Annotated in this window: 13 protein-coding genes; 7 read left to right on the forward strand and 6 right to left on the reverse strand. The window is 62.4% G+C overall.

Going from position 1 to position 14,316, the window contains the following annotated elements; translation table 11 throughout:
* Window positions 1-28: 28 nt before the first annotated feature.
* Together gatB and VCK47_RS04920 are read left to right on the forward strand one after the other, a co-directional pair.
* Window positions 29-1,540 (forward strand): Asp-tRNA(Asn)/Glu-tRNA(Gln) amidotransferase subunit GatB, encoded by a 1,512-nt coding sequence (gene gatB / locus VCK47_RS04915; protein ID WP_322889598.1) that lies wholly within the window; start codon window positions 29-31, stop codon window positions 1,538-1,540.
* Window positions 1,541-1,600: 60 nt separating this feature from the next.
* Window positions 1,601-1,960 (forward strand): DUF4177 domain-containing protein, encoded by a 360-nt coding sequence (locus VCK47_RS04920; RefSeq protein ID WP_322889599.1) that lies wholly within the window; start codon window positions 1,601-1,603, stop codon window positions 1,958-1,960.
* Here the strand turns inward: VCK47_RS04920 and VCK47_RS04925 are convergent, their stop codons facing one another.
* Window positions 1,961-2,212, reverse strand: a complete 252-nt coding sequence (locus VCK47_RS04925; protein WP_322889600.1) for a BolA family protein — start codon at window positions 2,210-2,212, stop codon at window positions 1,961-1,963.
* 78 nt (window positions 2,213-2,290) lie between these two features.
* On the opposite strand from VCK47_RS04925, the gene VCK47_RS04930 reads away from it, so the two are divergent.
* Entirely contained in the window at window positions 2,291-2,926 is a 636-nt protein-coding gene (locus VCK47_RS04930) for a DnaJ domain-containing protein (RefSeq protein WP_322889601.1), read from the forward strand.
* On the opposite strand, the gene VCK47_RS04935 is transcribed toward VCK47_RS04930, so the two are convergent.
* The gene (locus VCK47_RS04935; RefSeq protein ID WP_322889602.1) at window positions 2,927-3,460 is read right to left on the reverse strand and encodes a hypothetical protein; all 534 of its coding nucleotides are present in this window, start codon (window positions 3,458-3,460) and stop codon (window positions 2,927-2,929) included.
* 267 nt (window positions 3,461-3,727) lie between these two features.
* Between VCK47_RS04935 and cobS the strand changes: the two genes are divergently transcribed.
* Window positions 3,728-4,714 carry a cobaltochelatase subunit CobS gene (cobS, locus tag VCK47_RS04940; RefSeq protein ID WP_322889603.1) on the forward strand — a complete coding sequence of 329 codons (987 nt, stop codon included), beginning with the start codon at window positions 3,728-3,730 and terminating at the stop codon, window positions 4,712-4,714.
* Window positions 4,715-4,784: 70 nt separating this feature from the next.
* Here the strand turns inward: cobS and VCK47_RS04945 are convergent, their stop codons facing one another.
* The gene (locus VCK47_RS04945) at window positions 4,785-5,369 is read right to left on the reverse strand and encodes an NAD(P)H-dependent oxidoreductase (protein ID WP_322889604.1); all 585 of its coding nucleotides are present in this window, start codon (window positions 5,367-5,369) and stop codon (window positions 4,785-4,787) included.
* 151 nt (window positions 5,370-5,520) lie between these two features.
* Here VCK47_RS04945 and cobT point away from each other — a divergent pair, with 151 nt between their 5' ends.
* The 3 genes from cobT (at window position 5,521) to VCK47_RS04960 (ending at window position 9,614) form a co-directional block, all read left to right on the forward strand.
* Window positions 5,521-7,398 carry a cobaltochelatase subunit CobT gene (cobT, locus tag VCK47_RS04950; RefSeq protein ID WP_322889605.1) on the forward strand — a complete coding sequence of 626 codons (1,878 nt, stop codon included), beginning with the start codon at window positions 5,521-5,523 and terminating at the stop codon, window positions 7,396-7,398.
* Between the two features lie 64 nt (window positions 7,399-7,462).
* The gene (locus VCK47_RS04955; RefSeq protein WP_322889606.1) at window positions 7,463-9,241 is read left to right on the forward strand and encodes an aminopeptidase P family protein; all 1,779 of its coding nucleotides are present in this window, start codon (window positions 7,463-7,465) and stop codon (window positions 9,239-9,241) included.
* Window positions 9,242-9,272: 31 nt separating this feature from the next.
* Window positions 9,273-9,614 carry a DUF427 domain-containing protein gene (locus tag VCK47_RS04960; protein WP_322889607.1) on the forward strand — a complete coding sequence of 114 codons (342 nt, stop codon included), beginning with the start codon at window positions 9,273-9,275 and terminating at the stop codon, window positions 9,612-9,614.
* Here VCK47_RS04960 and VCK47_RS04965 read toward each other — a convergent pair.
* From VCK47_RS04965 to VCK47_RS04975, 3 genes are all read right to left on the reverse strand, one after another.
* Window positions 9,611-11,281 (reverse strand): chloride channel protein, encoded by a 1,671-nt coding sequence (locus VCK47_RS04965; RefSeq protein WP_322889608.1) that lies wholly within the window; start codon window positions 11,279-11,281, stop codon window positions 9,611-9,613. The two genes, VCK47_RS04960 and VCK47_RS04965, sit on opposite strands and share 4 nt — an antisense overlap.
* A 427-nt stretch (window positions 11,282-11,708) precedes the next feature.
* Complete coding sequence (gene recN / locus VCK47_RS04970) at window positions 11,709-13,358, reverse strand: DNA repair protein RecN (protein WP_322889609.1); 1,650 nt, start codon at window positions 13,356-13,358, stop codon at window positions 11,709-11,711.
* A gap of 36 nt (window positions 13,359-13,394) precedes the next feature.
* Window positions 13,395-14,219 carry an outer membrane protein assembly factor BamD gene (locus tag VCK47_RS04975; protein WP_322889610.1) on the reverse strand — a complete coding sequence of 275 codons (825 nt, stop codon included), beginning with the start codon at window positions 14,217-14,219 and terminating at the stop codon, window positions 13,395-13,397.
* Window positions 14,220-14,316: the final 97 nt, after the last annotated feature.

Below are 14,316 nucleotides of genomic sequence, written 5' to 3' on the forward strand. Positions count from 1 at the left end.
CGTCAGGACCTGAACCAAGGATGCGTTGATGCTTGATCTGACCTATGACACCCCCGCCCCCAAAGTCATTTCCGGTGCGACCGGCGATTGGGAACTGGTGATCGGGCTCGAAGTCCATGCGCAGGTCGCCACCAATGCCAAATTGTTCTCCGGTGCCTCGACCCTGTTCGGTGCCGAACCCAACAGCAATGTGGCCTTTGTCGACGCGGGCATGCCCGGCATGTTGCCTGTCATCAACGAGGAATGCGTGGCCCAAGCCGTGCGCACGGGGCTGGGGCTGAAAGCGCAGATCAACCTTTTGTCGGCCTTTGACCGCAAGAACTATTTTTATCCCGACCTGCCGCAGGGCTATCAGATCAGCCAGCTCTATCACCCCATCGTGGGCGAAGGCGAAGTGCTGGTGGAAATGGGAAATGGCATCGCGCGCCGCGTGCGGATCGAACGCATCCATCTGGAACAGGATGCGGGCAAGTCGATCCATGACATGGACCCTGCAATGTCCTTTGTGGACCTGAACCGCACCGGCGTTGCATTGATGGAAATCGTCAGCCGCCCCGATATCCGCGGGCCAGAGGAAGCCGCCGCTTATGTGCTGAAACTGCGCCAGATCATGCGCTACTTGGGCACCTGCGACGGCAACATGCAAAACGGCAATCTGCGCGCCGATGTGAACGTGTCGGTCTGCCGTCCGGGCGATTACGAGCGTTATCAGGCGACGCAGGATTTCAGCCACCTTGGCACGCGCTGCGAGATCAAAAACATGAACTCCATGCGGTTCATCCAGATGGCCATTGATTACGAGGCCCGCCGCCAGATCGCCCTGCTGGAAGACGGCAAGTCTGTCACGCAGGAAACGCGGCTTTATGACCCCGACCGGAACGAGACACGCTCCATGCGGTCCAAGGAAGAAGCGCATGATTACCGCTATTTCCCCGACCCCGACCTGCTGCCCTTGGAGATCGAACAGGCGTGGGTTGATGACATTGCGGCCAAGCTGCCCGAACTGCCCGATGCGAAGAAAGCGCGGTTCATCGCGGATTTCGGCCTTTCGGAATATGACGCCTCTGTTCTGACCGCCGAAGAGGAAAACGCGAGCTTCTTTGAAAAGGTGGCCGAAGGCCGCGATGGCAAGCTGGCTGCCAACTGGGTGATCAACGAGCTTTTCGGCCGTCTGAAAAAGGACGACCGCGATATCACCGACAGCCCGATTTCCGCCGAACGTCTGGGCCAGATCATCGGGCTGATCAAATCCGACACGATTTCGGGCAAGATCGCCAAGGACGTGTTCGACATCGCCTATACCCAAGACCGCGACCCCGAAGAGATCGTGGAAACCGAAGGCATGAAACAGGTCACCGACACTGGCGCCATCGAAGCGGCGGTTGACGAGATCATCGCCGCCAACCCCGATCAGGTCGAAAAGGCCAAGGCCAATCCGAAACTGGCCGGCTGGTTCGTGGGTCAGGTGATGAAGGCGACAGGCGGCAAGGCCAATCCGGCGGCGGTCAACCAGATCGTCGCGGCACGGCTTGGGCTATAGGATGATTGGACATCCCCGCCGGTCTTGCTATGGTCCGGCACTGGATCAGGGAACAGCACGATGACATATGAATACAAGGTCATACCGGCCCCCATGCGCGGTACGAAAGCGCCCGGCGTCAAGTCGGCCGAGGATCGCTTTGCCCTGTCGCTGGAAACCGCGATGAACGATCTGGCGGCGGATGGCTGGGAATATATCCGCGCCGACACCCTGCCCTGCGAACAGCGCGAAGGGCTGATGAGCAAGACAACCGTTTATCAGAACATGCTGGTCTTCCGCCGCGCCAAGGTGGTCAACACCGCCCCCAAGATGAAACCGCAGCGTCCCGCACCTCCGGTGGCACCTCCTGCCGAGAAGGTGCAGAAAAAGGTCGTCGTTTCGGACGAGACCCCCAGCGCGCAGACAGCCGAAAAAGACTGATCAGCGCAGGTTGATCGCCAGCGCGTGAATCCGGCCCATCAGGTCAGGGCCAATGGCGGCATGGATAGCCCGGTGCCGCGCGATGCGCGACATATCATCCAGTGACGCGGCCTTGATCACGACACGCCAGTGGCTTTCGCCTGTCCCGTCGTCACCCGCATGGCCCGCGTGTTTGTGGCTTTCGTTGATCACATCCAGCGTCTGGGGGGCGAGCGTCATCAGTCTTGCGTGAATTTCAGCCTGCAATGCCATTATTTTCCCTCTGCCCTCTTCTCTCTGTCGCTCAGGGGTCTACAGTCTGTCGCCTGAGTCGGAAAGAAGAGATGCACCATGAAAAAAGACGACCCCTTCGGTTTCGATATGTCTGTATCGGGTTCCAAGAAAAAGAACCCGCGCGGGCGGCGTGGTATGTCGGGGGCGTCGGAAACATCAACACGCGTCTGCGATCATGAAGGCTGCTCGCTTGCCGCACCATTCCGCGCGCCCAAATCGCCCGATGTGCTGGATGATTATTTCTGGTTCTGTCAGGAACATGTCCGCGAATACAACCTGAAATGGAACTTCTTCGACACCACGTCAGAGGCCGAACTGGCAGCACAGATGGACAAGGACCGCGTCTGGGACCGTCCCACCAAGCCGTTCAAGCGGTCGGTGGAAGAGCGTGCATGGGCGCGGCTTGGCGTGGATGACCCGCATCAGGTGCTTGGGGCCAATGCCACGCGCAACCCTGGCCGTGGCGCCGCTGTCGGGCGCAAGCTGCCCCCGACCGAACGCCGCGCCATCGAGATCTTGGAAGCGAAAGATAACTGGTCCAAGCAGGAAATCCGCAAGGCCTATAAATCGCTGATCAAGGTGCTGCATCCCGACATGAACGGTGGTGACCGCAGCCAGGAAGAACAGCTGTCCGAGGTCGTGTGGGCCTGGGACCAGATCAAGGTCAGCCGCAACTTCCGCGACGCGGACTAGTCACTTGCGATAGAAATAGGCCTGCGACAGCGGGCTGAGCGAGGATTGCGCCTGTTGTTCCTGTTTCGACAGGATCGCCAGCCTTCTGCGTTCGGCCTGCGACAGAACGGCATGCGCCACACCCACACCGCCGCACCACAGCACGGCCCACAACGGGTTTGCGATGAACGCGGACAGAACGACGAACGGGGCATAATAGGTGCCGTAGACGGGCATGATGAGGCTGCCGCCGATCAGCGCGGCCAAAATGGCCATGACCAGCGCGCCAAAGCACGCCCTGATGGCCCCCAGCACACCGGGCATCCCCAGCCAGCCGCGCGCGATCACCATCGCAGCAAGCCCGGCAAGTGCGCCCGCTAGGATCATCCACGCGTCATAGACCCCGATTGTGCCTGCAACATTTGGCCACAAGGCCGCGCCCGACATGACCAGATACCCGACAACACCCGTCACGCCAGTGACGCCGGCATAAGCCGACAAGGTGGTTTTCGTATCTGGCGCCACAAGGGACGCTTTCGATATGCGCGCCGACATTGCGCTACTCCTGAAACAACGACACTCTTGAAATGCGTAAGCCGTCAAAACCTGCGACGAACACGCCGACAAAGCCGACAGCCTTCGCGCAACATTCTTACAATGTGACATGGTTAAAAGCAACGATTCCAGCGTTGCTGCGGCTGTGGCGGACTGGCGCAGCATGCAACTGACCTGATCCCGCCCTACGGGGTGGCGCTTGCCGTGGGCTGCGTTATGTTGCATGCGAGATTTGATTGCGACCTATCAACCGAAAAGGCAAGGCACATGGCCGACGGCACCACAGACATGCATGCGAAACCGACCGAAGACATCTCCGTCAAGGACGTGTTTGGCATCGACAGCGACATGAAGATCAAGGGGTTCGCCGAACGCAGTGACCGCGTGCCCGAGATCGATAGCACCTACAAGTTCGATCCCGAGACGACTTTGGCGATCCTTGCAGGTTTCGGCTATAACCGCCGCGTGATGATTCAAGGCTATCACGGCACCGGCAAATCAACACATATCGAACAGGTGGCCGCACGGCTGAACTGGCCTTGCGTGCGGGTGAACCTTGACAGCCACATCAGCCGGATCGACCTGATCGGCAAGGATGCGATCAAGCTGCGCGACGGCGTGCAGGTCACCGAATTCCACGAAGGCATCCTGCCTTGGGCCTTGCGCAACCCCGTCGCCATTGTGTTCGACGAATATGACGCAGGCCGCGCGGATGTGATGTTCGTGATCCAGCGCGTGCTGGAAACCGACGGCAAGCTGACGCTGATGGACCAGAACGAGATCATCACGCCCAACCCCTATTTCCGCCTGTTCGCCACCGCGAACACCGTGGGTCTGGGGGATACTACGGGGCTGTATCACGGCACCCAGCAGATCAACCAGGCGCAGATGGACCGCTGGTCGATGGTGGTGACACTGAACTATCTGTCGCATGACGCCGAGGCCGCGATCGTGCTGTCCAAGTCACCGCATTACAACACCGAAAAAGGCCGCCGGATCATCAGCCAGATGGTCACTGTCGCAGACCTCACACGGACAGCCTTTATGAACGGCGATCTGAGCACGGTGATGTCGCCGCGCACAGTGCTGGCCTGGGCGGAAAATGCGCGGATCTTTGGCAATGTGGGCTATGCGTTCCGGCTGTCGTTCCTGAACAAATGCGACGAATTGGAACGCCAGACGGTAGCGGAGTTCTATCAGCGCTGTTTCGACGAGGAACTGCCGGAAAGTGCGGCAAGCCTGAGCTTGCGGTAAAAAAACAGGCCGGGGAAAACCCCGGCCTACGGAGGTGATGAAGGTCGGGGTTCTCCCCGACCTTTTGCGTTCAGCCGCGTGCGGCTTTGGTCGCATTCGCCCACCAGACGATATCGTCCAGCGTAGCGTTGACCGATGGCATCAGGTGATCGGCGATGGTGTCGATCTCGGCATTGGCGCCCAGCGGGTGCACCCCGAAGAAATCGCCGCCACCGATGTGGACCGCGTTGCGCACGGGCACCATCTGCAATTCCACGGCGATGTTGCGCAGGTGTTCCAGCGCGCGTGTGCCGCCGACCGAACCGTAAGCGATGGCCGACATCGGCTTGCGGTTCCATTCGTTATAGGCCTGATCGAGCGCGTTCTTCAGCGCGCCGGTGATCGAGCGGTTGTATTCGGCGACAACAAAGATGTAGCCGTCGAATTCGCCGATCTTCTGCTGCCATTTCACGGCGCGTTCGTCGCTGGATGGCATCCAGAGGTTGCTGGCGGCTTCGTCGAACAGCGGCAGGTCGAAGTCGCGCAGATCGACCAGTTCCACATCCATATCGGTGCGGGCCTGAGCCTGTTTCAGCATCCATGCGGCGGGTTTATCGGCAAAGCGGGTGGCGCGGGTCGATCCGATGATCAAAGCGATCTTTGGTTTCGTGGTCATGTCATCTCTCCAGAATGGGGTATGCGATGGACAGTAGATGCGACATGATGCGTTTTGTTGCTACGGGCACCACGGCGCAGGGTCTGTGCAAAAATACGCAAGGCGCGCAGGCCCCCTTGCCCCTGCCCTGATCCGGTGGTTTATCTTTGGCATGCAAAAACCATCCGACAATCCCGCCGATCCGTTCAAAAAGGCGCTGGCCGAAGCGACCAAGGTCATGGCCGACGATCCCGATCTATCGGTGACGTTCTCGGTCGATCCATCCGGCCAGACGGCGGATACGATGCGCCTGCCGCAGGTCTCGCGCCGTATGACCCGTGACGAGGTGTTGTTGGCGCGCGGCACGGCGGACAGTTTCGCGCTGCGCCACAGGTTCCACGACGCCGCCACCGCCGCGCGCTATATGCCCCAAGGCCAGATGGCGCGCGATCTTTACGACGCGATGGAAACCGCCCGGATCGAGGCTGTCGGCGCGCAATACATGCCCGGCACTGCCGGAAACATCGACGCCAAGATCGGCAACGACGCCAAGCGCAAGGGCTATGACCAGATCACCCAGGCCTCGGACGCGCCTTTGGCGGTCGCAGCGGGCTATCTGATCCGGCATCTGGCGACAGGGCGCGACCTGCCTGCGGGGGCGGATAATGTCATGCAGCTGTGGCGCGGGTTCATCGAGGATCATTGCGGCGGCACGCTTGAAAACCTCAACGCCACGCTGAACGACCAGAAAGAATTCGCCCGCTTCGCGCGGCAGCTGATTTCCGATCTGGGCTATGGCGACCAGCTGGGCGACGACCCCGACCAGCTCGACGACGATCAGGACGAGGCCGCCGAGGACGGCAGCGACGATCAGGACGAACCCGACAGCAGCGGCGACGATGACGGCGACAGCGAGGAGGCCGAAGCCAGCCCCGAACAAAGTCAGGAAAGCCAGCAGGACGCCAAACAGGCGCAGGTCAGCATGGACGACCAGGCCGATGCCGAAATGGGCGAAGAGGTCGAGATGCCCGAAGGCGAGGCCCCGATGGACCCGCCGCAACCTGCGCCCGTGTCGGACGCCGACCCCGATTACAAGGTCGCCTATACCGCCTTTGATGAAGAGATCGGCGCGCAGGATCTGGCCGAACCGGTCGAGCTGGAACGGCTGCGCGCCTATCTGGACCAGCAGCTTGAACCACTGAAAGGGGCCGTGTCGCGGCTGGCCAACAAACTACAACGCCGCTTGCAAGCGCAGCAGAACCGGTCGTGGGAATTCGACCGCGAAGAGGGTATCCTCGACGCCGGACGCCTTGCGCGTGTTGTGGCCTCGCCCACCACGCCGCTCAGCTTCAAGGTCGAAAAAGACACCGATTTCCGCGACACGGTGGTGACGCTGCTCTTGGACAATTCCGGCTCAATGCGCGGCCGCCCCATTTCCATTGCCGCGATCTGTGCGGATGTGATGGCGCGCACGCTGGAGCGGTGCGATGTGAAGGTGGAAATCCTCGGGTTCACCACCAAGGCGTGGAAAGGCGGCCAAAGCCGCGAGAAATGGCTGGCCGATGGCCGCCCCGCGACTCCCGGCCGTCTGAACGATCTGCGCCATATCATCTATAAATCCGCCGATGCGCCCTGGCGGCGGACGCGGCCCAACCTCGGGCTGATGATGAAGGAAGGGTTGCTCAAGGAAAACATCGATGGCGAGGCGCTGGAATGGGCGCACCGCCGGATCACCGCGCGCTATGAGCAGCGCAAGGTCCTGATGGTGATTTCCGACGGCGCGCCGGTCGATGACAGCACCTTGTCGGTGAACCCCGCCAATTATCTGGAAAAACACCTGCGCGACGTGATCGCGATGATCGAACGCCGCCGCGCGGTCGAACTTGTCGCGATCGGGATCGGCCATGACGTGACGCGCTATTACGAACGCGCGGTGACCATCACCGATGTCGAGCAACTGGCGGGGGCGATGACCGAACAGCTTGCGAGCCTTTTCGACAATGATCCGCGCAAAAGGGCGCGCGTCTTGGGGATGCGCAAGGTCGGCTGATCCGGTTCTGGCGAACCGGAGGCCTTCGGCGAGAGTATTTTTGGAAAAAAGAAGTGGGGGCGCGATGTTCCAGAGTTTCGAAGCCCAATCGAGCCCTGATCAGGGGCCAGCGCGGCTGGCTGATCTGCGGGCAGAGATGCAGGCCGTGGGTGTGGATGCTTTCCTTGTGCCGCGCGCCGATGCGCATCAGGGGGAATATGTGGCGGCCCGCGATGCGCGGCTGCGCTGGTTGACGGGGTTTTCCGGCTCGGCAGGGTTTTGCGTGGCGTTGCAGGATCGCGCGGGCGTGTTCATCGACGGGCGCTATCGTGTGCAGGTGCTGTCAGAGGTGGCAGACTGCTACACGCCCGTCCATTGGCCCGAGGTGCAACTGGCAGACTGGTTGAAAGAGGCGCGCCCTGCGGGCGGTGTGCTGGGCTATGACGCCTGGCTGCACACGGTGGACGAGATCGCAAAGCTGCGCGCGGCCTTGCCCGCATGGCAGCTGCGCGCGGTGGACAATCTGGTAGACGGGATCTGGCAGGACCAGCCTGCCCCGCCGGATGCGCCTTTCACAGTGCAACCGCTGGAACTTGCAGGCGAGGATCATGCCGCCAAACGCACGCGGCTGGCGGCGGCGCTGGGGGCGGATGCCTGCGTGCTGACCTTGCCTGATTCCATCGCCTGGCTTTTGAATATGCGTGGCAGCGACATTCCCCTCAATCCGGTGCCGCAGGGCTTTGCCATTCTGCACCGCACGGGGGCGGTTACCCTCTTCGCGGGTGCAGGCAAGGCAGACGGGATCGTGGACCATCTGGGCCCTGACGTGACCTTGCGCGATGTGGCGGATTTCCTGCCTGTCTTGCAGGGCATGACCGGCACGGTGCAGATCGACCCCAAGACCTGCCCCGATCTGGTGGCCAGCACGCTGGCGGGGGCGCAGGTCGTGCATGCGCCTGACCCTTGCATCCTGCCCAAGGCCTGCAAGAACGCAACCGAGATCGTAGGCGCGCGCGCGGCCCATGACCGCGACGCTGTGGCGATGGTGCGGTTTCTGGCCTGGCTTGATGCCACGGCCCCCACGGGCGGGTTGACCGAGATTGACGTCGTGCGCGCGCTGGAAGGGTTCCGGCGCGAGACCAATGCGCTGCGCGACATCAGTTTCGAGACGATCTGCGGGTCCGGCCCCAATGGCGCCATCGTGCATTACCGCGTGAGCGAGGCGAGCAACCGCTCCCTGCGGCAGGACGAATTGCTGCTGGTGGACAGCGGCGGGCAGTATCAGGACGGCACCACCGATATCACCCGCACGATCGCCATCGGCACACCGAACGCCACGCACCGCGCCTGTTATACCCGCGTGTTGCAGGGGATGATCGCGGTCAGCCGCATCCGGTTTCCACGGGGCGTGGGCGGGCAGCATCTGGATGCGCTGGCGCGCGCGCCTTTGTGGCTGGCGGGGATGGATTACGATCACGGCACGGGGCATGGCGTGGGCAGCTACCTGAGCGTGCATGAAGGCCCGCAGGGGATTTCGCGCCGGTCCGAGGTTGCCTTGCAAGAGGGCATGATCCTGTCGAACGAGCCGGGCTATTACCGCCCCGGCGATTTCGGCATCCGCATCGAGAACCTGATCGTCACGGTGAAGGCCCCGCCCCTGCCCGGTGCGGATGCACGCGACATGCTGGCCTTCGAGACGCTGACGCATGTGCCGTTCGACCGTCGCCTCATTGACAGCGATCTGTTGACGGGCGCAGAACGGGACTGGATTGATCGCTATCATGCCGATACGTTGGCGCTTGTTGGCCCGCGCGTTGATCAAGCTACTTCTGCATGGCTGGTGGCCGCCTGCGCGCCTTTGTAACCCGAAATTCTTGTCCCCGAAGGATCGTTTCATGTCTGATCACATCACAATTCGCCCTGCGACCGGCACATGGGTCGTGCGCGCCGGTGGCGCGGTGCTTGGCGAATCCACCCAAGCGCTGGAACTGGTCGAAGGGGATTATCCGCCCGTCATCTATTTTCCGCGCGCCGACATCGCCATGGCGTTTCTGGAACCTTCGGATACGACATCGACCTGTCCGCACAAAGGCAGCGCGTCCTATTACGGGATCGCCGCGAAAAGCGGGCTGATCGCGGATGCCGTCTGGTCCTATGAAGACCCCAAGCCTGCCGTTGCCGCGATCAAAGGCTATCTGGCGTTTTACAAAAGCAAGGTCGCGGTCGAGGAAGTCTAGGAATGTTCCTCGGCGGCGGTGTCCGATAGCGCGCGGTTCATCGCGCGCAGGGCATCGATCTGGTAAAGCACGCCCAGTAAGGCGGGGCGGTCGGCATTTTCCGCAAGCGCCACAATGGGCAGGAACGCTTCGCCACTACGGTCGAACAGGGGCATCGCCTGTTCCAGCGTCGCTTTGCGGTCAAGAAAAAGGCCCTGCTGGATCAAGGATTTGCAGCCATCCTCGGGCGCGGGGCGCAGATGGGCTATGACGGGGATCGTGGCCAGCAGATAGGCTTGCGGTCCCGCCGCCAGATGCACGCCGCGGCGTTCGAGCTGGGTCAGAAAGAACGACCGGTCCACCAGCCGCGAGGCAAGCGCGGTGGACAGCGACACTGCGACCATCACCGCCAGCCCTGTCTGCCAGTCGCCTGTCAGTTCGAACACGATCAGCGTGGTCGAAATCGGCGCGCCCAGCACGGCCGCCGCCACGGCCCCCATGCCTGCCAGCGCATACAGCGACCCTTCTCCGGACACGTTGGGAAACACGGATGTCGCGATCAGGCCAAAGGCCAGCCCCGTCAGCGCCCCGATCATCAAGGATGGCGAAAACACACCCCCGCCCATCCGCCCCCCGATGGTGATCGCGACAGCCAGCACCTTGAGCGCGACAAAGACGATCGCCTCGTGCAGCAACAGCGATCCGGTCAGGGCGGCCGTCGTCGTTTCATAGCCAACGCCGATGATATGGGGAAACCAGATCGCCAGACCGCCGAGCATCGCGCCGGCCACCGCCGGGCGCAGATAACGCGGCAGACGCAGGAAGGTCTGGACGAAATTGGCAAAATCCTCGGCCCAGAAGATGGATTTCATCAGCACGACGGCGACAAGGCCGCAGACCAGCCCGAGGATAAGGAAGGCGGGCAGTTCCACATAGAAGGCCAGCGCATTCTGGACCGGCAGCACGAATTCGGCCACATCGCCGAACACGGTCCGGTTGATGACGGTTCCCACGGCGGATGCGATGACGATAGGCGCAAAGGCATGGACCGCAAAGTGGCGCAGCACCACCTCAAGCGCGAACAAGGCCCCCGCGATGGGCGCGTTGAAGCTGGCCGATACGGCTGCGGCGACCGCACAGCCCAGCAGATCGCGCCCTGTGATTCCGCTCGCCTTGATCCAGCGGCAAACGATGGTGGACAGAACCGCAGCCAGATGCACCACGGGGCCTTCGCGCCCGCTCGACCCGCCAGTCGAAAGCGTGATCAGCGAGGCGGCAGCCGAGGCCAGCCCGCGCCGCACCTCGACCCGCCCACGCGCAAGGGCCGCGCCTTCGATCACATCCGCGACGGACCGCACACGGCCATCATCGGTAAACCGGTGCAGGATCAGCCCCACAACAAGGCCGCCGCAGATCGGGACGGCCAGAACATGATACCATGCAAGACCGGCCGCGACCGTGTGCAGTTTCAGAAAATCATCCGTGCCATAGACGCTGGACTGGATCAGCGAAATCCCCAACCGGAAGAGTACGGCCGCCCCTCCTGCGGCGATGCCGATGGCCAGCGCGATGAACCAGAACTGTATCTGGGTCGGCCCTTTCGTTTTGATCACCTGCAGCGCGTCGCGGCTGGCCAATCGCAGGCGGGCAATGCCTTGGTCGAAGGTAGATCTGACGGATGCGCGCATCTGATGTCCGCTGTCTAGGAGGTTTGCCCGCCGACCGGACGTTGCCGTTCGGTGATAGTGATAACTTGACGACAGCGCCGGTCCAACCCCCGATATGGCCGCGCGCGCCGGCACCACAGCGGGGAGGTCAGTCCGCAGGTCTGTACTTTCGTCTAGGTTGCCTAGATCGTTACCGGACTGTTAATTTGCCCTCAAGAGCCTGGCTCTTGTGTTGTAGAGGGTGTGCTGGGACAGATCGGTTTTGTGACTGGGCTGCCCGGATTTAAGGGATCGGACGTTTGCGTCCGGTTTCACGTAATAGCTTTGACTGTTCCGGAGGTGAGTGGCCGGGGTGGCAAATGTGAATGAGTGGGTACGGTAACCCGTATGGTCTGGGGGTAGTGTCGCTGGCATGGTCACATGACAGTTAGCGCTGCCCCTAATTTTTTCAGGCTCTTATCAAGGCTTTCGCCGCTTCGCGCGCCGCCTCGGTGATCGTGTCGCCCGACAGCATCCGCGCGATTTCGTCGATCCGCGCGCCAGCATCCAGCGGCACAACCGTTGATAGTGTCGCGTCCGCATGCTGGTGTTTTTCCACGCGCCAATGATGCCCGCCCAAGGCTGCGACCTGCGGCGAATGGGTCACGACCAGCACCTGCCCGCCCCGTGCCAGTTCGGCCAGCCGCCGCCCCACGGCATCGGCCGTCGCCCCGCCGACGCCACGGTCGATTTCATCGAAAATCATCGTCAGACCGTCAGCGCCTTGGGTCAGGCAGACCTTGAGCGCCAGAAGAAACCGGCTGAGTTCACCGCCAGAAGCGATCTTGTTGATCGGGCCGGTCGGCGCACCGGGGTTGGTCGCGACGGTGAAGGCCACGTTGTCGATCCCTTCAGGGCCGGGGTCGGCCTGGGTGATTTCGGTCGTGAACACGGCGCGTTCCATCTTGAGCGGGGCGAGTTCAGCCGCCATCGCCGCATCAAGGCGCTGCGCCGCCGCCTGCCGCTTGGCGCGCAGGTCTGCCGCCGCCGCGTCATAGCCTGCCTGTGCGGCCTGCACCTGCCCTGCCAGCGCCTGCAGATCGCCTGATGATCCATCCAGCACGGCAAGCCGTCCGCGCAGATCATCGGCAAAACCGCGCAGATCGTCGGGCAGTACGTCATGTTTGCGCGCCAGACCCCGGATGGCGAACAGCCGCTCCTCGGTCTGTTCCAGCGCGTAAGGATCGAATGTCAGTGCATCAAGACAGGTTTCGATCCCGCGTTGCGCATCGTCCAGCGCCAGCATCATCGCCTCGATCGCGGTCAGCGCGGCATCAAGCTGCCCTTCGGCCTTGTCGGCGGCCCCCTGCAGCCAGCGCGACGCATCATTGATCAGCCCTTCGGCGCCTTGCAGGCCCAGTGCCTCATGCGCGCGGGCGATGTCGGTGCGGATCTTTTCGGCGCCCTGCATCAGACGGCGCTGCGCATCAAGCGTCGCCTCCTCGCCCGCCTCGGGCGAGAGCGCGTCAAGCTCGGCCACGGCATGGCGCAGGTAATCTTCCTCGGCGCGGGTTTCGGCGACCTTGGCTTCGGCGGCGGCCAGCGCCTTGCGCGCGGCGGACAGCGCACGCCAAGCGGCCTGTGTGGCGGCCAGTTCACCTTCCGCGCCCGCGAAAGCATCGAGCATCTGGCGATGCCCGCGGGGGTTCAAGAGGCCTCGATCATCATGCTGGCCATGCAGTTCGACCAGTGTTTCGGACAAGGCCCGCAGCACATCGCCACTGACGCGGCGGTCGTTGACCCAAGCGGTCTTGCGCCCGTCGCGGGTGTTGATGCGGCGCAGGATCAGCTCATCCTCGACCTCGAGCCCCGCATCCTGCAGGATCGCGCGGGCCGGATGATCGGCGGTCAGGTCGAACCATGCCGTAACCTCGCCCTGTTCGGCGCCTTGGCGGACCAGTTCGGCACGTCCGCGCCAGCCCAGCACAAAGCCCAGCGAATCAAGCAGGATCGACTTGCCCGCGCCGGTTTCGCCTGTCAGCACGTTCAGCCCGGGCTGGAACGCCAGTTCCAGCCGGTCGATGATCAGCATGTCCCTGATGTCTAAGCCGCGCAGCATGTCGCACCCCGAAGGGCGGGAAAACCCCCGCCGTGGTTAGAGCCACTCACCCCGGATCACCTGCCGATAGATCGACGCCAGCCAGTTGTCGCCCGCCGACTCTGCGGCAAGGCCACGGCCCGTCAGCAAGGCAAAGCTTGCCGCGTACCATTCGCTGGACTGGTAGTTATAGCCAAGGATGGCACCCGCCGTCTGCGCCTCTTGGGTCAGGCCCAGCGACAGATAGGTTTCCACCAATCGGTGCAAGGCTTCGGGCGTGTGGGTCGTGGTCTGGAAATCCTCGACCACGGTGCGGAAACGGTTTGCGGCGGCGGCGTAATTCGCGCGCTTGAGATAGTAACGCCCGATTTCCATTTCCTTGGCAGCCAGCTGGTCAAAGGCCAGATCAAATTTCGCAACCGAGGCGGCCGCATATTCGCTGTCGGGATAGGTTTCGATCACGCGACGCAAGGCTTGCAACGCCTGAAAGGTCAGACCCTGATCGCGCCCGATATCGGAAATCTGGTCGTAATAGGACAAGGCCAACAGGTAGGCGGCATACGGCGCATCCTGTTCAGCAGGGTAGAAATCAAGGAAACGCTGGGCGGCGGCGCGGCTGTTGGGATAGTCGCGGTCGCGGTGATACGCGAAGGCCTGCATGATCAGCGCGCGCTGCGCGAGCTCGGAATAGGGATAAAGACGTTCGATCTCGCCAAAGGTGAAGGCGGCATCATCGGGATTTCCCGCCTCGATCTGGCGTTCGCCCAGTTCAAAGATCTGTTGTGCGTTCAGGTCTTCCAGCGGGACATTGCTGCCCCCGCCGCCGCAAGCCACCAGCAACATCAGGGCGGCAACCGCGCCCAGAACGCGTTTGTTTTTCATGTTGCTTGTCACGTCTGCTGTCCTCTTGCCTGACTGCCGCCGCACGGCACGCGGCGCACTGCGGTCCCGAAGGGGTCTAGCATACAAAATTCGGGGG

The sequence above is a fragment of the Yoonia sp. 72 genome, assembly GCF_034652275.1.
Classification (GTDB): domain Bacteria; phylum Pseudomonadota; class Alphaproteobacteria; order Rhodobacterales; family Rhodobacteraceae; genus Yoonia.